Below are 20496 nucleotides of genomic sequence, written 5' to 3'. Positions count from 1 at the left end.
GGTATCCCTTGAAAAAATAGGGCATTTTGTCTATATTCGCACACCCCCAGAGATAGGAGTCCCATGCAGATACAAGAACCTAAGCCTTACGTTGCCCAACATAAGATCAGGGTGGTTACGGCCGCCTCATTATTCGATGGTCATGATGCCGCTATCAATGTGATGCGGCGAATCATCCAGGCTTCCGGCGTGGAAGTGATCCACCTTGGCCACGATCGCAGTGTACAGGAAGTGGTGGATTGCGCCATACAGGAAGATGCGAATGCCATCGCCATGACTTCTTATCAGGGAGGCCACATGGAATACTTCAAGTACATGTACGACCTCTTGAAAGAGCGCGGATGCGGGCATATCCGCATCTTTGGTGGCGGCGGCGGGACTATTCTTCCTGATGAGATCAAAGAACTTCAGGATTACGGTATCGCAAGGATATACCATCCGGACGATGGCAGGGAATTGGGACTCCAGGGGATGATCAACGATCTGTTGAAACAAAGCGATTTCGGGACCGGTATCAACCTGAACGGCGAGGCGACCCGGATCACCGATAAGAAGCAGGCGGATCTGGCCCGATTGATCTCCGCAGCCGAAAATCATCATGATAAGCACGAAAAGATACTGGCAGGTATCAGTAAAAAGGCAAAGGAATCCGGCGTACCCGTACTCGGTATCACAGGTACCGGCGGTGCGGGGAAGAGCTCGCTGATTGATGAAGTGGTACGACGCTTTCTGATCGATTTTCCTGAGAAGCATATCGGCATTATTTCCGTTGATCCATCCAAGCGTAAAACCGGAGGCGCACTTCTGGGCGACCGCATCCGGATGAACAGCATTTTCAATGAAAGGTGTTACATGCGCTCCCTCGCAACCCGTCAGAGCAACCTGGCGGTAAGCAAGCATGTGCAGGAAGCTGTGGATATTCTGAAAGCATCGGAGTTTGATCTGGTCATCCTGGAAACATCCGGCATCGGCCAGAGCGATACGGAGATTGTGGACCACTGTGATGTGAGCCTCTACGTGATGACCCCCGAGTATGGCGCGGCCTCACAGCTTGAGAAGATTGACATGCTGGATTTTGCGGATGTTATCTCCCTGAATAAGTTTGATAAGCGCGGATCCGGTGATGCCCTGCGCGATGTGCGTAAGCAATACAAGCGCAACCGCAAGTTGTTTGAGATGAAGGATGAGGATGTGCCTGTCTTCGGGACCATCGCCAGTCAGTTCAACGATTCCGGAACCAACGCGCTTTACATGAAACTGATGACGGTGATTGCTGAGCGAACCGGAGCGGATCTGGTTTCTTCGTTTGAAGGCGCCGTCGGAGACAGTGAGAAGATCCACGTGATCCCACCGTCCAGAACAAGATACCTGAGTGAGATCAGTGAAACCGTGCGGAAATACAACCAATGGACAGGGAAGCAAAAGGACATCGCCCAGAAATTATATGGGATTACCCTTGCCATACAATCCCTTTCCGGCGAATCAACCGATCCGGTTCCCAAAGAAAAAGGTGAATTACCTGCGGATGCAAAAGGCGCTATCAAAGAGTTGAAAGAGCAGTACCTGTTGCTTCTGGATAAGCTTGATCCGAAAAACCTGACGTTACTGAAAGACTGGCCGGGGAAGGTACAGAAGTATGCCGGTGACACCTATTCCTATAAAGTGCGTGACAAGGAAGTGAAAGTGCAGACATCCAGTCAGTCATTGTCTCATCAACGCATTCCCAAGATCAGTCTTCCGAAGTACGAAGCCTGGGGCGATCTGCTTCGCTGGAACCTCCAGGAAAATGTACCCGGAGAATTTCCGTTCACTGCCGGCGTGTTCCCATTCAAGAGGGAAGGGGAGGATCCAACCCGGATGTTTGCAGGAGAAGGTGGCCCTGAACGTACAAACAAACGCTTTCATTATGTAAGCCTGGGAATGCCGGCCAAACGCTTGTCTACCGCATTTGACAGCGTTACCCTTTACGGCCGGGACCCGGGTGAACGCCCTGACATTTACGGGAAGATCGGGAATTCCGGGGTAAGCATCTGCTGCCTGGATGATGCCAAGAAACTATACAGTGGTTTCGATCTGTGCGATCCGAAAACCAGCGTGTCCATGACCATCAACGGTCCGGCGCCTATGCTGCTGGCCTTCTTCCTGAATGCAGCCATTGATCAGCAATGTGAGAAATATATCCTTGAAAATAACCTGACCGACGAGGTGAGGAAGAAGATATCGGAGATATATAAAGGCAGGAATCGTCCGCAATATCACGGCGAAAGCAACATCAAAGGGCAAACACCTGAATACCTTGCTGATTCTGTGAAAGGCGGATTGCCTGAAGGGAATGATGGCCTTGGCCTCCTTTTGCTGGGGGTGACCGGCGATCAGGTGCTGCCTGAAAAGGTTTATGAAGAATGCCGCGTACGTGCTCTGACCTCGGTTCGTGGAACGGTTCAGGCAGATATCCTCAAAGAAGACCAGGCACAGAATACATGCATCTTCAGCACCGAGTTTGCGCTGAAGCTGATGGGTGATGTCCAATCCTATTTTATCGAACATCAGGTCCGTAATTTCTATTCTGTGAGCATCAGCGGTTATCATATCGCGGAAGCCGGTGCCAACCCTATCACCCAGCTTGCCTTTACGCTGGCCAATGGGTTTACTTATGTGGAGTACTACCTGAGCCGGGGAATGGACATCAGCGCATTTGCCCCCAACCTGAGCTTTTTCTTCAGCAATGGCATCGATCCGGAGTATGCGGTGATCGGCAGGGTGGCGCGCCGTATTTGGGCTAAGGCCATGAGGGATAAATATGAAGCGGATGAGCGAAGCCAGAAATTGAAGTATCATATTCAAACCAGTGGCCGCTCTTTACATGCACAGGAGATTGCTTTCAATGATATACGTACGACCCTGCAGGCGCTGTACGCTATTTACGATAACTGCAACAGTCTGCACACCAATGCCTATGATGAGGCGATCACCACACCAACGGAAGAAAGCGTACGCCGTGCGATGGCCATTCAGCTGATCATCAATCATGAACTCGGTCTGGCCAAGAACGAAAACCCTATCCAGGGAAGCTTTATCATCGAAGAGCTGACCGACCTGGTGGAAGAAGCTGTCATGGCTGAATTCGACCGGATCACGGAACGCGGCGGTGTGTTAGGAGCCATGGAAACCATGTACCAGCGTGGCAAGATCCAGGAGGAAAGTCTTTATTATGAGACCCTCAAGCACACAGGCGATCTTCCATTGATCGGTGTGAATACGTTCCTGAGCAACGAAGGCTCCCCGACCATCACCCCCGGTGAGGTTATCCGCGCTACGGAAACAGAAAAACAGGTGCAGATTCAAACGGTTGCCGATTTGCATGATGCGAAAAAAGATTCCTCTTCCGCTGCATTGGATAAGGTACAGGAAACTGCCTTGCATAGTGGCAATGTCTTCGCAAGTCTCATGGATGCGGTAAAAGCCTGTAGCCTGGGCCAAATTACCGAGGGCCTGTTCGAGGTGGGAGGACAGTACCGCAGGAATATGTAACGGGAAACCGGCAATTCATTTACTTTTGCAAGCCTTATTATTTCGATAGTTATGATCCATTATCAAGATGCAACGATCACCGGTCTCTTTGTACACCGCGTAGGTAACCAGACCGAAGGAGAGATCCTGATGCTTACGGAAACTTCTGTGAATGTAAAAAGGCAGGAGCTTCAGGATATCGTCAAAAGGTATATCGGTAACCCATTTTCTTCCCCGGAGTATTTTGTGTTTGATGAACATGCCGTGCATCCCCTCTGGAAGGCAGCCAAAGCCATCTTTTCAAAGCCGGCATCGCTGCATGAGCAATCCAAAGCCATTGCACAGCACCATTATGAGACCGCGATTGATATTTCCATTGATGCGGGTGATCTGATGATCGCCCACCTGAAGGATGTAAAAGTGGATGGTGAACTCACCGATGCGGTTGCCATCTGCAAGATTGAAAACCGTGAGGACTTTATCCTGTTGAATGAGGAAGATGACCACTATACCCTGGATATCCTGGCCGGATTGAATGTGAATAAACCCGATAAAGGCTGCCTGATCCTCAACTTGAAAGAGGAGGAAGGGTTCCGCGTTTGTCAGGTGGATAAAGGGTTGCGTTTCGGTGCATCCGGTTATTGGAAAGAGGATTTTTTGAAAGTGAAACCTGCGGTGGACAGCTACCACGATACCAAGAATTTCATGGAACTGACCCGGTCCTTCGTGGCTGAGAGAATGTCCGAAGAGTTTGAAGTGGATCGCGCTGATCAGGCCGATCTGCTGAATCGATCGATCCACTACCTCAAACAAAATGACAAGCTCGATGAGGAGAATTTCGGGGCAACCGTTTTTGGCGACCCAGGGGTGGTGGAGTCTTTCAAAGATTATAAGAACCATTACCAGCAGGAGTTCGCCGTGGAGATTCCACAGGATTTTTCCATCTCCGATCAGGCGGTCAAAAAGCAGGCGCGGATATTCAAAAGTGTCCTGAAGCTTGACAAGAATTTTCACATCTATATACACGGAAACCGCAATATGATCCAGAAAGGGGAGGACGAGGGAGGCCGGAAGTATTACAAGATTTTCTACAACCAGGAATTGTAGTCATTCGGGTTTCCGGGTTCAGCGGTTTGCTATCTTCTGACGGAATGTGTACTTTTTATCACCGTTCCGTAACGCCGTACTATGAATTTCTTTCTCCGGAATATGATCCTTGTTGTGGTTTTGATTGCATGTGCTAGTCTCACAATGCCTCAGGACCGACCCTGGAAAGAATTTCTGGATAAAATGATTCACTACGAGGAGCATGGCCAACGCAACTATCATGCAAATCAATGTACCGTCTTCATGACCCTGGATCAGGAGGGCGTGTTTCATGAAGAGTTGCGGGTGGATAGTATCCTTATCCGGTCAAACACATTTCATGTGGGCGACATTGATCCCGAGCGGTTCCGAGAGGATAAAGGTGACAAAACCTACGTAGTCAAAGGGGTTGTGTTTTATTGCAAAGAGGGGAAATGCATCACAAGTACCAATAAGGGTCTTGAATTTGAGAGCAGTGCCTTCTCCATCCCATGATGTGCTACATGCACACCAGATCAGGTCACTGACCTCAGGAAAACGGTACAGGCATTTCTGGCGGAAGCCGTCCTGGAATGAACATTTTCACCTTCATGTATCAGTCAAAAGGCAGTGCTTCGAAGTTCTGGGAATAAATGAAGTCGCCATTTTCCAGTTTTAACTTATACCTCTTCTCCGGGAAGTGGTAAACGGGAACCACAAATGCGTAATAGGATCCCGGACGTTGATGCACCTTGTGGAAGCTATTCCCGCACGGACTGGGTGGGATGTTTTCAACGGCCACCCATCCTGTGTCAGTGAGGCGTTCGGCCGTCAGATATAGCCGGCTGTCTGCCGCAGGATACGTTTGATAATCGGATGTGTTGTTGATCAGATAAAGCATTTGCCCTTCATATCTCTGGCGAAAGGCGGCGTGCTCATGTTCTTCCATTCGGAGATATAGCTCCTTTTTAGTTTTCATGTCGGTTCGCAGATCTTTGGATGTATTGTCTGTAATACCAAATCCCCCCGGGCTCACGGTGTCGGGTAAATCGGATTTTGCATAACAATTTCCGTTGGAAATAGCGTCTGCCGGAAAGGGTTCCAGTGATTGCGAAAAACATACCGATCCATGTAAAAAGATCAGGGCCAGGAACAGTTTCATGGCCTTTCCTGCAAAGAGATGACCTAATCCATGGTTTCTCGTGACGAATGTGTTTATTTTTAGGCGCATAACTTTTCTGTTTTTAATGAGATGAGTGTCGCCGGACAATTCCATAAATGTATCTGCAAATTTTGATCCGTTCCATATGAATAAGGCTGAACTGGATTGGTTGCTAAGCGGTCCGGATTTCTTTAAGGCTGCAGAATCATTGATTTCCCGGGCGCGAACCGTCCTTCATCTGCAGGTGTACATATTTGATTATGACCAAACCGGCATGGAGATGCTTGAGCAGTTGGAAGCAGCATCTGCACGGGGTGTTTCGGTTTATCTGCTCCTGGATGATTTCGGGTCGGCAGGATTCGCACATCGTTATAAGGAGCGTTGTTTAAAGTCTGGCATTCGTTTCAGGATGTTCGGTCACCTGACCTTGTCTTCCAGGCATCCCTATGGCAGGAGGCTTCATCACAAGTTGATCGTTGCGGACCGGCGGGAGGCCGTCCTTGGAGGAATTAATATCGCAGACAAATACAAAGGGGTGCAAGGAAAGCCGTGGCTGGATTTCGGTGTTCACATAGTCGGAGAACCTGCGGTGCAGTTGCACGAGATTGCGGAAGCGTTGTTCAATAAGCAACATGTGCGGTTGGCCAGGATCAGGTCGACAGAATATGGCCTGAAAGATGACCATGGTCGACTCCTGATTCGCCGGAACGACTGGTTGGTGGGTAGGTCGGAAATATCGAGGTCTTATCGGGAGGCGGTATCCATGGCATCGGATGATATCATGATTGTGGCCAGTTACTTCCTGCCGGGAAGAAGAATCAAGAAAAGATTGGAAGAGGCTGCAGCCAGGGGCGTGCGCATCCGTTTTGTCATGTCATCTGTTTCCGACATCCCGTTGATGCGCGCGGCATCGCGATTCCTTTATCGTTGGATGATGAAGTCAGGCATGGAAATTTATGAATACCAGCCTGGCGTAGTGCATGGTAAAGTGGCGTTGGTAGATGATCGTTGGATTACAGTCGGCTCATACAACCTGAATCACCTGAGTGATTATGGAAGTCTGGAAATGAATGCGGAGGTGGATGCGCCGGTTCATGTGAAGGTATTCTCCGAACATTTACAATGGCTGATGGACAATCAATGTGTCCGGATCAGGTCCGTTTCGCACGGTGGAATCGGCGGACATCTGTCGGGTATGACCGACTGGCTTAGCTACATTCTGATGAAGGCTGCGGAAAGCTTACTGCTCTTCTTTACAGGTAAACGAAAGAGTGATTTGGGGCATTGAGGTTGGTGGGAAGTTGAGAGTAGATAGTAGATAGTAGGCAGTAGGCAGTAGGCAGGACGTAACGCGTTGGGTTTCCGGAATAAGGTTTGCATAGGTGTACGCAGGGGTGTTAGTAGATATTAGACACCAGACAATAGATAAAGAAGAGATGATAATAGCCAACGCCTGGAAGGCACATTTTCAAATCAGCACACCAGCCTGCCCCGCATTAGCCCGGCGCTTCGGCTGGCAGGTCATCACATCATCAACCTAACACGTTCCACGCTGTCTTTCACCGCATTTTGCTGCCAGTAAGGCTCAAGTATAGTTTGTCTGAGTCTGGCCCTGGTATAAAGTTCCGGCTGATCACTTTTACCCACGGGACTTTCATCCCAACCCCAGATCTGATGGGGGAATGCTTTTTGGATATAGAGAATGACTTTATGCTTTTGCTCGGTAAAGTCAACCTGGTATACAAGTGTATCGCCGAGACTTTCCTCCCAGGATGCTTCGGCATGGTTGATGCTGCTCGGATGATGGTAGAGGCGGCTTCCCAGTGCAGAAGGGATCATGTCTATGGGGCCTGTGGGAAGTTGTTCCGGATCAAGCCTGGCCCATATCATTAACTCATCTTCTGTCCAGGCGTCCGGAAGGGTATAGGAGGTATCCGCTTCTTTCTCAAAATAGGAATGTCCTTCAACTGCCCAGCGACCATTTTGCTTGTTGAGCTGAATCCAGGAATGTCCGCACCATTCCTGAGAAGAGGTCGATATCTTCCAGGCGCCTTCCATGGTGTAAAGAGGCACGAAGACCGAAGTCATAACGGAATAGTCGTAAATGCCGGTAACGAATTTCCGGATGTGGTTCAGTTTCATAACTTTTTTCGCATCGGGATTCCGGAAATCATCGGCCTTCACTTGTTTCCCCGGCAAAAAATCTTCCGTAACAAAAATCAGGATAGCGTCACCGTTTCGGATTTCTCCGTACCGTTCCTGGTAAAGATCATAACGGTTGATCTCGGCTTTGGATTGATACCAGTAGTCTCCGAATGGCTCCGGAAGTTGTCGTGAGGCGATTTCCGATTTATGATCACTTTCCGTACCCGAGGAATTGCATCCCAACCAGGTTAGAACTGAAATGCCAACAATAAAATAAATGGAACGTTGAAGCATGTACAAATATAACGATAATTCCTGTTTGCTTTTCTTAGAATCCGTACATTCGTGGTAAACCCAATCATTGAATTGAGCTTCATGAAAAAATACTATGTTGGCCTGGCCTCGGCGCTGTTTCTGATGGCGTGTGCCGGTGAATCATCCGAAGAAACCAATCCTGAACTGGAAAAAATGAGACTGGAGAATATCCGGTTGAATCAGGTAGCCACAGAGAAGGATTCTCTACTCACCGCTTATTTCGGAACCCTGGATGAGATTGAAGGGAACCTCAACACCATTAAGGCAAAGGAAGGCCTGCTTGTGGAACAGACGAGCGACCGTGAGCTGCGACCTGCCCAGCAGGAACAGATCATTGCGGATATCCAGCTTATCCAGGAGTTGATGCAGAAGAATAAGGAGAAGATCGCTTCCATGAGCTCAAAACTCAGCAGATCCAACGTACAGATCGAAGCATTGAACAAACGTATCGAAAAGTTGGTGGAGCAGATACAACAAAAGGATGCGGAGATCAGCAAGTTGCAACAGGAACTTTTCAAGGTTAATGATAAACTGGAAATGCTGTTCAATGAATACAATCAACGGATTCAGGAGTTGTCGGACAAAGAGTCGGAGCTGAATAGCGCCTGGTATGCCTACGGTTCATATAAGGAGCTAAGTGAGAATGGTATCCTCACAAAAGAAGGCGGCTTCATTGGCATCGGAAGGATGAAGAAACTCATGAGCAATTTCAACAAGGACTACTTCCGAAAGATTGATATTCGGGAAATGCCTGAGATCCCACTCTATGTGAAAACGGCCAAGCTCATTTCTTCTCATCCCGACAGTTCATATGAATGGCAGGGAGAGGATGGTAAGGTGGATAAACTGCTTATCAAAGATCCTGATGCTTTCTGGTCCTCATCAAAGTATCTCGTGATCCTGGTAGAATAATCTCAGTCAACGTTTTTAGTTAATCCTGCCGGTGCAAGTCTGTCACATGACCTGCACCGGTTTTTTTTACGGTGATGGCAGAGGTTTCGCCGGATGAACGGGATTGTGCAAAACCCTAAGGGTATTCGTTCGTACAAAGGGGCAACTCATAGAACATTCACTAAAATTAATATGATGAGAAAACCGCTACTCCTTATTATCTCAGCCACCTTTTTTGCTTCTGCAGCCTCTGCACAGTGTAAGCTACTCACCGATTCGATCATAGCCGGAGAGGATCAGACACGTTATGAGAGCTATGAATATGACGGATCAGGAAGGATATCCCGTGTGTTTATGGTGGATTCCGGTCAGACCTCCTATAACAGCTATGATAGCCTGAAATATGACGGTAGCAACAGATTGGTGAACGTATACCGCATGGATGTGGGAAATACCAGCCCAAGGCAAACTTCAACGATTTCATATAACGGAAGCAACAAGATCAGCAGGATACATGTAGCCGGTGACAACGGTTCGCCCTGGACCATGGCGCATAATATGACCTATGATGGTTCAGCGAATCTGACGGCTGTTTTACTCGATGCTACTGCTATTTCAGGCAGTCCGGAAGGATTCATGGCCTCGTTTCAGAATATCCAGTGGAGTGGGGGTAACATATCAAAGCTCGATCTCGTGGCAGACCTGGGCAATGGACCGGATACACTGGAGTTGAGTGCGTCTATGGATGGATATAAGAATGTAGAGCGATTGATGTATGTGACAGAAGGGCCGGACATGATCTCATTCTACAATACCAATAACATCCTGACCATCACCTTTGATAATGCGGAAGTACTCGGCCCTGCCGGAACAAAGGCCCTGCAGTATGCTTATACCTATGCGAGTAATCAGGAGGTTATCACCCGTCAAACTCTTCCCGGTGTTTTTGACAGCCGGGTAACCACACAAGAGTTCCATTATGATTGCAGTGCCGGTATCGGTGATGATGATCAACTCAGAGCCTCTTTGGGATTGTTTCCGAATCCGGCTGCCGACAGGGTCATGGTTCAGTTGGAACGCAATGATTATACCTTGCGACTGATGAACCTTCAGGGGCAGGTGTTGAAGGCGATGACCGTGCAAGGTCAATTGGCGGAAGTTGATCTGACCTCTTATGCAAACGGAATGTACATTGTAGAAGTGGAACAGAACGGAAATCGAGCAAGAACAAGGCTCGTGAAAAACTAAGACATAGGTGAGTGAGAAATCCGAAGGGGTGTCTTCATTGGAAGGCACCCCTTTTTTATTGCGGTTTTCTGTTAGCAAGGAAGGTTCAGAAGGTCTTCTAATGTCTAATCTCTCAGGATCTGTTTGATCAGAAACTATACTTCACACGGACAAACAGATACTTTGCACCCTTATGAAACTGATCGCCGGGGTTGTAGTAAACGGTTTGACCGACAAGGCTCAGATCCAGGTTGGGACGCATGGACCACGATACCGTGGGGTTGAAGAAGAATACATGTCCGGTAGGTGCATACATCAACGATAAACCTCCCGATACCAGCGGGTGAAAAGTAACCATGGCCTGGACCATGGTTGTAAGTCGAAATGGTGACAGGCTTCGGGCGGAAACCTGATACGCCAGTAGATTCTGGTTGTTAAATTTTGCAGTCCCTGTGCTTTGGTAGAGTGCGCCTCCCGCCAGATAGAGACCATTCTTCAATGTAAGGTCCCCCATGATGGTGACGACAGAAGTGAATTTACCGTCGGCAGCAGTGAAGGGGTAAAAGAAACTGAATTCCCCCTTGAAGCCTGAGGTTTTGATATTACCGGCCCAGGCACCTCCCCAAACGACATGGTGTTCGCTGATACCGGCAAGGGCCTGAAAGTCGTATCCCCAGCGATTTGTACGCCACAGTCCTGCGGCAGTGCTCCCGCGGCCTTTGGTTCCCGGGCGAGCGGCCACTTCAATCCGTGAAACCTGCCCGAGGTAGTATTGAGCCCTGATGGCGTCGCTTCCCGGTCGCTCCTCATAATCAAAATCAAAAAATGAATAGGCATTGAAGATATCATTGGGATTCCAGGCTAGTGCCATGCCCCAGTTAATTCGTTGTCGTCCGGCGGTTACTTCTATCTTTCCTTTTTCCCAGTTCAGGTATAACCGGTCAATCCTGCATTGTGCCACCCAGTCAGGATGATGATCCCATGTTGCCGACATGTCAAGTTGGTTGGGCCATTCATCATCTACAAAAGCGGCAAGCTGTGGATTTGCCTTTACCGTGTTTCCCACAAATAATCGGTTCCTCACTTCCAGCACCCCTTTGAAGGATTTTTTATAATAAGCTTTGAAGTTAAACCGGTTATGGATCAGGTTATCCACCGGGATATTCACACCCGGCTGATACAGATTAATTGTTACGAGGTCCTTTACATATCCTCGTACGGTGTATGAGATGGCGGGTACACTGTCCTGTGCGGTTGCGACTGTGCACCAGAACACCAGAAGGATGATAAGGATGCGTCTATTGTTTGTTCCGGACCTCATCCGATACGATCTTTCCGTCTTCAAGTGTGATCACGCGCCGGGCTCGTTCAATAACACGGTTGTCATGGGTGGAGAAGATGAAGGTGACATTTTCTTCACGGTTCAGTTTAAGCATGATGTCGAGTAGGTTTTCTGCTGAATGCCCGTCCAGGTTGGCGGTGGGTTCATCAGCCAGAACAAACCTGGGCTTCGGTGCCAGCGCACGTACCACAGCCACCCTTTGTTGTTGCCCTCCGGATAAGGCGCCTGGAGTTTTATAGGCCTGATCTGCAAGTCCCACTTCCTTTAATAGTTGATCAACCCGCTCCAGTCTTTCTTTTTTCGGGTGCTTCTGTAAGAGCATGGTGAATTCGGCATTTTCCCTTGCGGTAAGCACCGGAATAAGATTGTAGGACTGAAACACGAAACCAATATTGTGAAGCCGGAACCGGATTAATTCATTTTCGGATAATTCATTCATGATCGTACCGGCAACGGTGATGTCTCCTGAGGTTGGGCGATCCAGACCGCCAATCAGATTCAGCAGTGTTGTTTTTCCGCTTCCGGAAGGTCCGACAATGGCGGTGAACTCACCGGCATCAAACGTCAGGTTCACATCGTTTACCGCGTAAACGGGTACAGGACCTTCGTAGACCTTTTTTAGTTGGGTTGTTTCAATAATATGCATGTCACATTATATTTTTCTCAGCGCTTCCACGGGTTTTAGTTTCAATGCCTTGATCGCAGGATATACCGCTGCAAAGATGGACATGACAAGTACCATGATGGTTACGTCGATATAACTTCCTCCGTTCAGCGAGGGGTAGATCGTGTTTGAAAAACCAAAGTCTCCATAAGCCGCTCCGGGCACATTGAAGCCGTATTTCCCATACCAGGTAATAGTTGACCATGCAAGTAAGACGCCTGCCGGTCCGCCGGTGAGGGAAAGGAATACCGTTTCCAGCATGATCATAGAAAATACCCTGCGCCTTGTCATACCTATCGCCATTAACATACCAATCTCACGTACCCTTTCAAGTACAGCCATCAACATCGTGTTCACAATGCTGAATAACAGGGCCAGTAAAATAATACCTACGATGTAGAACATATAGGTGTCCATGGCTGTGATCATCAGCCTCATGCCGGTGCTGAGGTCCAGCCAGGCCGCAACATCAAGCCTCGGAAATGCACTGCTATAATCCTTGGCTAGTGGCTCGGCAAGATCATGATCTACGGCCATGATTCCTATCTCATGGATACCATGACCGATATTCAGATGCCGTTGCAGGTCTTCCAATCTGACAAAAGCATTGGCCTGGTCATACATGGGATTGCCTGAGTCGTAAATGCCACAAACACGGAATGCAGCACTCACAATATTCCTGTCTTTGTCCTGAAATTGGAGTACCATTTTAGAGCGAAGCTCAGCGTGATATTTTTCGGCTGTCTTTTTGCTGATCAGAATGGTATTGCGCTTATCGGTATCAAAGTAAGTTCCCTCAACAACGTGTTTAGAGAGAATGGTTATTTTACTTTCCTGTTCAGGATTGATGCCTGTTACTTTGATTCCACCCGAATAATTTCCTGTAGCCATCATGACATTTACCATGGCGCGTTCAGACCAGGCTTTTATGCGCTTGTCCTTTGATATTCTTGAGATAATACTGTCTTCACCAGGAATGGTAAATCGGGCGAGCATGTCTTCTGAGAAGTCAGGGTGATGGATTTGCACGTGCGCCAGTTCCAGGTCCACCACATTGCGGATCTTTTGTGACATCATACCGCGAACAAAGGCCGAGACGAAGAGTCCAGCCCAAAGCCCGATGGCAATGGCTATGATCACCACCAGACTGCGGATACGCTGCCGCCATATATTCTTCCAGGCGATACGAATGATCATCAGCTTTTCATTGCTTTAATGGCACTCAGGCCGCTAAGTTTTATCAGTGGGTAGATGGCAATCAATGTCGACAGAAAGAAAACAATGACCCCATGCTGGAGAAAAATGGTCGGGTTTATGGATGATTGGATCACCGCTTCTATTCCGTATTCTTCCACCATATCCTTCATTTCGTCACCCAGGGATATGGGGTTATAATAGAACCAGGCACAAACAGGTACCGCTCCAACCATCCCCGCAATGGCACCCATGACCGACAGGATGCACATTTCCATCCAGACCATGGTTGCCAGGCGAATGCGTCTCATACCTATGGCTACGAGTACACCGAATTCATGGCTTCTTTCTGCGAGCATCATCAACATGGTCCCGAACAACCCGAATGAGATCACGATGTATAATATGACCATGAATACATAACCTTCAATGGTATCGGTTTCGATCATGCGGACAAGCTCCGGGTTCATATCCTGCCATGACATGATCTCCAGTTCATGTCCAAGGGAACCTGCCAGTTCCCGGCATGTTTTCTCGACCTTGTCGGGATTCCTGAGACGAATGATCATTCCGGTATTCAACCCCTCCATATTGAAAAGCCATTGTGCTTCTTTGATGGGGAGGATGATCAGGCGATTGCTTAGTTCGGGGGAGCCGAAGTGGATCAATCCTTTGATGACATACTTTCCCGCAGCATTGGCGCCGTGGTAGCCTTGTCCGAGCATCACCAGGGTATCCCCGGCGGTCACTTCCAGGTAATCGGCAAGACCGGCGCCTACCAGTATGGCTTGATCTTCCGATGTGAGGTAAGATCCTGTGGATACACGTTCAGAGAGCTGGGCATTTTCTTCTTCAAGCTCCGGGTTGATGCCAACCACCATGGAAAACCGGGTGATGCTATCTGATGCGGCCAAAACGCCTGTCTGGATTCTGGGTAGTAAGCCGGTTACATTGGGGTGACTGAGTAATTTCTGTTGCTGTTCATCAGACAACGCGAGACTGAGGTCAAGGCTCTTGTCGTCCCAGTATCCTTTTGCATGCACCTGGGCATAGCCGGTGAAGGTGCCCATGGTGGAAGAGATCATGTTGTCATAGATTCCATCCTTGAGGCTCATCATCAGAGAAGAAAGAATGACTGCCAGGAATACCATGGCCATGGTGATTGCGGATCGCCGTTTGTTTCTCCACAGGTTTCTCCAGGCCAGGCGGGAGGTCATATCAGCGGAGATCTTTTAATTGTCTTACCGAAAAGAATTCGTCGGGATATTCTTTGTTGAAGACAAGGGAGTGGTATTCAATAACTGTCTTATGTCCTTTTTTGTCCACGGGGATCATTTCCACCTTTTTTGCCAGCATTTTACCGTCAAGCATTCCGATGTCCCCGGCTTGCATGATGTTTACGAGGTAAAGATCCTCGTCATAGAATTCGCCACGCATCTGGATATAGTCCTTCTTGTCGATCATTACGATCACCTTGCCCCACACCACGGCGGCATCTTCCTTAGGAATTAATTCCAGGGTCCAGCAGGGGCGATTCTGAATGGTGGTATCCTTAAGAAGCTTGTGGGTGTAATCGGTAACTGTGGAAGATTCTTTGACCAGATCATCATTGGTGAAATCGGACCCCATCCAGGACTGCATCATCATGGATGGCGGTAGTTTAATGGTACGTTCGATGGACGGTTGCCAGTTCCATACTTCTTTGCCTTTTTTCAAGAAGGCCGTGCCCTTGTCTCTTGCCGGTCCGGTTATTAGAATCATGGCAAGTTCCGTGCCTTTCGACCATGTTTTGAAATCCAGCGTACGTTCCCATTTGGGCCTGACAATAGTCATGGACATGGAAGCCTCACTGCTGGTGCCACGCAGTTTGTCTTCGGCACGCCGGATGATTTCTTTGGCATCCGGATTTTCAATTGAAAAAGTCCATGCAAATCCGCATAAGAGAGCGGGCAGTAGGAATAATATTTTTACCCGGTTGGATTTCACAGCGATGGTGCTGGTTTTCACCAACAATATTACGTAAATAATATAAACCTAATGGGTATCTTCATTGTTGACTCGGAAAGAATTCTTATATTGGTGAAACGGATGGTGAATGAACCCACATGGGCATGTTGGGTGAGAAAGGTTGCCATTCGCAACTATTTTCCTTTATGTTATTACGTGAAACGCTCCGGTTCCTGAGTGACCTGGACAAGAACAATAATAAGGATTGGTTTGAAGCCAACCGGACTGTTTATGAAAAGGCGAAAGCCAATGTGACGGACCTGGTGGCTGACCTCCTTAACGGTATTGCCACTTTTGATGAGCATGTGATAGGTATCGCTCCGTCAAAAGCGTTGTTCCGGATTCACCGGGATGTTCGGTTTTCTAAGGATAAGAGTCCGTATAAAACCAATTTCGGTGCCCGGTTGCAACCCAAAGAAAGCCAGCATGCACGAGCGGGATATTACCTGCATATTGAACCGGGAGAGTGTTTCGTGGCAGGTGGGCTCTATATGGCTGAACCTCATGCGTTATCGGCGGTAAGACAGGCCATTGATTCAGATCCCGGGCGTTTTACAACTATTGCGGAGAGCACTTCTTTCAAGAAGATGTTCGGAGAACTGAAAGGAGACCAACTCAAAAGAGTTCCCAAGGGATACCAGCAAGACCATCCGATGGCATCTTATTTAAAGTATAAAAGTTTCCTGATGGTACGCGCTTTCGGGGAAAAGGAGATGCTGGAAAAGGATTTTGTAAAGAACGCATTACAATATTATAAAGGAATGAAGCCATTGAACGACTTTATCAATGAGGCGGTGTCTGAAACCGCGGAAATAAAGTAGTTTTTAGTACCCCGGATCATATGATCAGGGAGCAATCTTTTAAGTGATTCGCTTTTATTGTATTAAAAATTGGTTAATTTTGAAACGTCCAAACCATCGCATCCATGACGCACAGAACACAATTTGACGAAAGCCTGGATATTCTGGAGGTGCTGAATGATGTATCCAGCCTGATTGTTTACAATGATGAGGTGAATACATTCGACTGGGTTATAGAGTCGCTCGTAGAAATATGCGGCCACGACCAGATTCAGGCGGAGCAATGTGCATTTATCATTCACCACAAGGGCAAAGCCTCCGTAAAGGAAGGTGAGAAGCGTAAGCTGAAACCCATGCGTGATGCACTGATTGATCGGGGAATTGATGCGGTATTGGAGGTCAAGTGATCTTCCATGCCTGCGCTTGAAACAATTCCCATCCCTCTAGGATTCAAGGCAAAAGCGTTTTCCCTGCCGGAAGTGGTCAGCGGAAAGCCAGTGACATTATCCGATATCAAAGGAGAACGGGCTACGGTGCTGATGTTCATATGCAACCATTGTCCGTATGTCAAGCATGTCTTACCCGAACTCATAGCCCTTGGAAATGATTATAAGGCGAAGGGTGTAAACCTTATCGCCATCAGCAGCAACGATGTAAGCCGTTATCCGGATGACTCGCCGGATAAAATGCAGGACCTTGCTGTTTCAATGAATTTCCCGTTTCCCTATTTGTACGATGAAAGTCAGGATGTTGCCCGAGCTTACCAGGCAGCTTGTACCCCTGATTTTGCGGTATTTGACAGCCAACTGGTATGTGTATACAGGGGACGTCTGGATGAATCTACCCCAGGTAACGGAAAGCCGCTGACCGGCGCGGATATGAGAAAGGTGCTGGACAAAATCGTCAATGGAGAATCTTTGGATGGCAGTCAATATCCCAGTATTGGTTGTAGTATTAAGTGGAAGGAATGAAATACAACTTGTCGGAAATCAACGGCGTGATCCGCGAACGCCGTTCAATAAAACCCGAAAATTTCAGTACGCGAACAGTCCATCGGGAGATCATTGAGAATATGCTTGAGAATGCGCGTTGGGCACCTACTCATGGCATGACCCAACCATGGCATTTCGTGGTTTTTACCGAAGAAGGAAGAAGGAAATTTGCGGATTATCAACAGCAGACCTATAAGAAGACAACATCTCCGGATTCATTTGTGGAAGCCAAGTTTAATCAGCTGGGAGAACGCCCTTTGTGTGCATCTGCAGTGATTGCGATAACCATGAAGCGACAGGATATTGAGAAAATTCCGGAGGTTGAAGAGGTAGAAGCAGTGGCTTGCGCTGTCCAGAATATGATGCTGACGGCTACAGCCTATGGTATCGGGGCCTATTGGAGTTCCGGCGGATTTACCTACACCGATGGAATGAAAGCATTTCTTGGACTGAGTGACAAAGACAAGTGCCTGGGGTTTCTTTATATCGGATATCCGGAAGGAGAATGGCCAAAAAGCCAAAGACGACCGATTGACACCTTTACCAGGTGGGAAGAGAAGTAATTTACTGATCCTGTATATCAGTCAGCCATTGTATGGCTTCTTCCTGATTTGTAAAAATCCGGGTCGGCATCTTCGGTTCATTCATACCGATAAAAAAGTTTCCGAGGAGTTCCTGAGCCTTAGACTGGATCACCACCGCATGATGACTGATCAATGAAGTGTTACTTGGATCCGCGGCAAATCGCCTGGCTTCCGCGCTCGCGGAGGTGTTTTTTCCAATGATCGAAAGCATAGGCATTCCCTTATGACCAGCAAGTCTTTTGATGGCTTCCAGAAATGCTTCCACATTGTTTTCGTCGATAAATTGATCCGGCTTTATCTCTGCTAAAATATACCTGTCGGTTATGCTCACCGGACCGGCATCCGTTATGATCCTTTTCGCTTCTTCCTTACTGCTCATATTCCATCACCCCTTTTTTTTTAACGGCTAATAGCTCCAAAAGCCATTTTTCAGCCTGAGCCCTGTTATGAAACAACCTGGTGGGTACCACCGGCTTGTTGAACCGAATGAAAAAATTTGCCAGTAACTCCTGAGCAAAAGATCCGGTTATGATGGCCCGTGCCAGTACATTGCGACATCCCTCTTCCGAAGAAGAATACTCCCGTACATCAGGCCCTGCGGTGGTATTGATTCCTGGGATGGTAAGGACCGGTAATTTTTGATCTCCGGCGATGGTGGCCATCGCTTCGGTAAATTCCCTCACATCCCCCATCTCCAGGATCAGATTATCACCTGTTTGGGCCAGAATGATCCCATTAGGCAGAAGGCTTACGGTTCCGCTTCTGATCTTAATTTCCGATGTCTGGCCGCTATTCATGGTACTTCAAATATACTGAAATTGTGGTTTTGTAGGGTGAATTCGTCCCTTTATCTAAAACGACAAGGCTTAGGGCTAACGTTTTAAGGAGTTTTGCGTTGGAATGACTAATTTTGTTTTCCTTCAAAATAAGCTGCTGTAGCAACTTATGAGATATCCCCTCCATCATATCATAGTTGGTCTGCTCTTTTTGGGTATGACCAAAGTGCATGCTACCCCATACGACCTATCGAATGAAGGGGGAGGCAAAGACACCATAGGAGTATGGGTTCCTGCAGACAGTGTACCTCCACACATTAATCTCCTTGTCAGACTTACCCGGCTTGAAAAACAACAGATGGTAAGGGTGGTGGACTCTCTGCTGGATGCGGATTATGTACACCCTTCTATACTGGTCAGCCTTTCCCATATGTCAGAACGGTACAGCGAGGAACCGCCTGCGGTTCCCGTTGCCGCCGCTTATATGCCTTATCCTGCTCATGATATTTATGGCAGCTGGGATACCCATGAAGTAAATCCATATGATAAGACCCTGTCTGCTAACGATACGACTGTTTTACTGGTGCTAAAAAGCGATACTCAGGAATTCGTCCAGCCTGTTGTTGGCGTTATTACGTCCAGGTATGGATTTCGGGATGGTCGTCATCACAATGGTGTAGATATCGATCTGCAGGTTTGGGATAAGGTTTATGCTGCCTTTGATGGTGTCGTTCGTATTGCGCATGCTGACGGTGGTTATGGCCGCCTCGTGGTCATCAGACACTACAATGGGTTGGAAACGTTTTATGCTCATCTGCACCGTTACAAGGTATCAGAGGGTGATACGGTAAAGGCAGGACAGGTGATAGGTCTTGGCGGAAGTTCAGGAAGATCTACCGGAAGCCACCTGCATTTTGAGATGCGATACAAAGGAAAGCCGGTGAATCCGATGCACATGATCGCCCTGAAGGAACAAAAGCTTATCAGTGATTCTGTTGTACTTTATAACAATGGAAGAACATACAGTGCATACCCAAAGGGGGTTGTGTATCATACTATTGAACGAGGTGACTGTCTTTATAATATCGCACGTCGCTACGGTACCACCATCAGCCACATTTGTGAGATGAACGGCATTCGCCGGAACAGTACATTGAGGGTGGGACGAAAACTAATGGTCTCGGGAAGCTGATCAATAATTGTCACGATCTTCTGCCGGCACGTCTTCCGGCATGGTATCAATCATTTTCAGAAGAATCACATCAATGACCGCGTGGGCAACAATGGCGGTAACAATGCCTGTCTGAAGGAACAGTACACCCATGCCTGCGATGATCACAGTCATGGCCATTCCATAAAGTGACAGGCGCAGGTTCATTGGATTCAGGTAACCATGGAGTGCTACGAATAAAATGCTGGTGGGCCATAACCCTAATAGGGGTTGTATCCCCGCCCTGAAGAATAGTTCCTCACCGATTCCTGCACAAAGCGAAATCAGTATGATGTCAAAATTGGATAACTCAAGGGGCGACATTAGTTTGGCGTAATGTGCTCTTACCGGTTGAAGAAAATCACTTTCAACAATGGTCTTGGCTGTCCATCCGGTAATGATACCGTAGATGATACCGATAAACACTTGCATAGGAAAAGAGAATCCACCGGTTAGGATTCTGACCATCGGAGTGTCATTGAAATAATAGATCACCAATAGTCCGCCACCTGAGAAACCTACCAGGGTGACCAATGCAAGAAGAATAAAATTGCGCCTTTTCATTACTCAGAGGCCAAAACTAATGCTTTCAACAGAAAGGTTGGTACTCAT

General features: G+C 47.9%; 21 protein-coding genes. 11 read left to right on the top strand and 10 right to left on the bottom strand.

Annotated elements, in window-relative coordinates:
• The first annotated feature begins 63 nt into the window (after nt 1-63).
• The 3 genes from KDD36_06030 to KDD36_06020 all read left to right on the top strand — a co-directional run bounded on the left by KDD36_06030 (nt 64) and on the right by KDD36_06020 (nt 5091).
• The gene (locus KDD36_06030; GenBank protein MCB0396190.1) at nt 64-3531 is read left to right on the top strand and encodes a methylmalonyl-CoA mutase family protein; all 3468 of its coding nucleotides are present in this window, start codon (nt 64-66) and stop codon (nt 3529-3531) included.
• A 51-nt stretch (nt 3532-3582) separates the two neighbouring features.
• Nucleotides 3583-4617, top strand: a complete 1035-nt coding sequence (locus KDD36_06025; protein ID MCB0396189.1) for a nucleoid-associated protein — start codon at nt 3583-3585, stop codon at nt 4615-4617.
• Between the two features lie 81 nt (nt 4618-4698).
• Nucleotides 4699-5091, top strand: a complete 393-nt coding sequence (locus KDD36_06020; GenBank protein MCB0396188.1) for a hypothetical protein — start codon at nt 4699-4701, stop codon at nt 5089-5091.
• 100 nt (nt 5092-5191) lie between these two features.
• On the opposite strand, the gene KDD36_06015 is transcribed toward KDD36_06020, so the two are convergent.
• Entirely contained in the window at nt 5192-5806 is a 615-nt protein-coding gene (locus tag KDD36_06015) for a hypothetical protein (protein MCB0396187.1), read from the bottom strand.
• A 76-nt stretch (nt 5807-5882) separates the two neighbouring features.
• On the opposite strand from KDD36_06015, the gene KDD36_06010 reads away from it, so the two are divergent.
• Entirely contained in the window at nt 5883-7025 is a 1143-nt protein-coding gene (locus KDD36_06010) for a hypothetical protein (GenBank protein ID MCB0396186.1), read from the top strand.
• A gap of 236 nt (nt 7026-7261) precedes the next feature.
• On the opposite strand, the gene KDD36_06005 is transcribed toward KDD36_06010, so the two are convergent.
• Nucleotides 7262-8176, bottom strand: coding sequence for a septum formation inhibitor Maf (locus KDD36_06005; protein MCB0396185.1), 915 nt, complete (start codon nt 8174-8176; stop codon nt 7262-7264).
• An 81-nt stretch (nt 8177-8257) separates the two neighbouring features.
• Here KDD36_06005 and KDD36_06000 point away from each other — a divergent pair, with 81 nt between their 5' ends.
• Nucleotides 8258-9109, top strand: a complete 852-nt coding sequence (locus KDD36_06000; GenBank protein ID MCB0396184.1) for a hypothetical protein — start codon at nt 8258-8260, stop codon at nt 9107-9109.
• A gap of 174 nt (nt 9110-9283) precedes the next feature.
• A complete protein-coding gene (locus KDD36_05995; protein MCB0396183.1) occupies nt 9284-10336 on the top strand; it encodes a T9SS type A sorting domain-containing protein in 1053 nt (350 codons plus the stop codon).
• A gap of 127 nt (nt 10337-10463) precedes the next feature.
• Here KDD36_05995 and KDD36_05990 read toward each other — a convergent pair whose 3' ends face one another.
• Genes KDD36_05990 through KDD36_05970 form a run of 5 tightly spaced genes read right to left on the bottom strand, consistent with a single transcriptional unit; the run spans nt 10464 to nt 15522 of the window.
• The gene (locus tag KDD36_05990) at nt 10464-11636 is read right to left on the bottom strand and encodes a hypothetical protein (protein MCB0396182.1); all 1173 of its coding nucleotides are present in this window, start codon (nt 11634-11636) and stop codon (nt 10464-10466) included.
• Entirely contained in the window at nt 11614-12303 is a 690-nt protein-coding gene (locus KDD36_05985; protein ID MCB0396181.1) for an ABC transporter ATP-binding protein, read from the bottom strand. Before KDD36_05985 ends, KDD36_05990 begins: the two co-directional genes overlap by 23 nt.
• A 6-nt stretch (nt 12304-12309) precedes the next feature.
• A complete protein-coding gene (locus KDD36_05980) occupies nt 12310-13518 on the bottom strand; it encodes an ABC transporter permease (GenBank protein ID MCB0396180.1) in 1209 nt (402 codons plus the stop codon).
• Nucleotides 13518-14732 carry an ABC transporter permease gene (locus KDD36_05975; protein MCB0396179.1) on the bottom strand — a complete coding sequence of 405 codons (1215 nt, stop codon included), beginning with the start codon at nt 14730-14732 and terminating at the stop codon, nt 13518-13520. Before KDD36_05975 ends, KDD36_05980 begins: the two co-directional genes overlap by 1 nt.
• A 1-nt stretch (nt 14733) precedes the next feature.
• The gene (locus KDD36_05970) at nt 14734-15522 is read right to left on the bottom strand and encodes an outer membrane lipoprotein-sorting protein (protein MCB0396178.1); all 789 of its coding nucleotides are present in this window, start codon (nt 15520-15522) and stop codon (nt 14734-14736) included.
• 146 nt (nt 15523-15668) lie between these two features.
• On the opposite strand from KDD36_05970, the gene KDD36_05965 reads away from it, so the two are divergent.
• From KDD36_05965 to KDD36_05950, 4 genes are all read left to right on the top strand, one after another.
• Nucleotides 15669-16343 carry a DUF2461 domain-containing protein gene (locus KDD36_05965; protein ID MCB0396177.1) on the top strand — a complete coding sequence of 225 codons (675 nt, stop codon included), beginning with the start codon at nt 15669-15671 and terminating at the stop codon, nt 16341-16343.
• Between the two features lie 104 nt (nt 16344-16447).
• Nucleotides 16448-16729: an ATP-dependent Clp protease adaptor ClpS gene (locus tag KDD36_05960; protein MCB0396176.1), complete on the top strand. Its 282-nt coding sequence runs from the start codon at nt 16448-16450 to the stop codon at nt 16727-16729.
• 6 nt (nt 16730-16735) lie between these two features.
• Complete coding sequence (locus tag KDD36_05955; GenBank protein MCB0396175.1) at nt 16736-17293, top strand: thioredoxin family protein; 558 nt, start codon at nt 16736-16738, stop codon at nt 17291-17293.
• Complete coding sequence (locus tag KDD36_05950) at nt 17290-17877, top strand: nitroreductase (protein ID MCB0396174.1); 588 nt, start codon at nt 17290-17292, stop codon at nt 17875-17877. The genes KDD36_05955 and KDD36_05950 overlap by 4 nt, the downstream gene beginning before the upstream one ends.
• 1 nt (nt 17878) lies before the next feature.
• Here KDD36_05950 and KDD36_05945 read toward each other — a convergent pair whose 3' ends face one another.
• Complete coding sequence (locus KDD36_05945; protein ID MCB0396173.1) at nt 17879-18277, bottom strand: STAS/SEC14 domain-containing protein; 399 nt, start codon at nt 18275-18277, stop codon at nt 17879-17881.
• Nucleotides 18267-18695: a hypothetical protein gene (locus tag KDD36_05940; protein MCB0396172.1), complete on the bottom strand. Its 429-nt coding sequence runs from the start codon at nt 18693-18695 to the stop codon at nt 18267-18269. The genes KDD36_05945 and KDD36_05940 overlap by 11 nt, the downstream gene beginning before the upstream one ends.
• A 148-nt stretch (nt 18696-18843) precedes the next feature.
• Between KDD36_05940 and KDD36_05935 the strand changes: the two genes are divergently transcribed.
• Nucleotides 18844-19866, top strand: a complete 1023-nt coding sequence (locus tag KDD36_05935) for a peptidoglycan DD-metalloendopeptidase family protein (GenBank protein MCB0396171.1) — start codon at nt 18844-18846, stop codon at nt 19864-19866.
• Here KDD36_05935 and KDD36_05930 read toward each other — a convergent pair whose 3' ends face one another.
• The gene (locus tag KDD36_05930; GenBank protein MCB0396170.1) at nt 19867-20448 is read right to left on the bottom strand and encodes a CPBP family intramembrane metalloprotease; all 582 of its coding nucleotides are present in this window, start codon (nt 20446-20448) and stop codon (nt 19867-19869) included.
• Nucleotides 20449-20496 lie beyond the last annotated feature (48 nt).

It is taken from the genome of Flavobacteriales bacterium (assembly GCA_020435415.1).
Taxonomy (GTDB): domain Bacteria; phylum Bacteroidota; class Bacteroidia; order JACJYZ01; family JACJYZ01; genus JACJYZ01.
The sequence above is the reverse complement of the archived record's forward strand: the minus strand, read 5'-3'. Positions and strand labels throughout refer to the sequence as shown.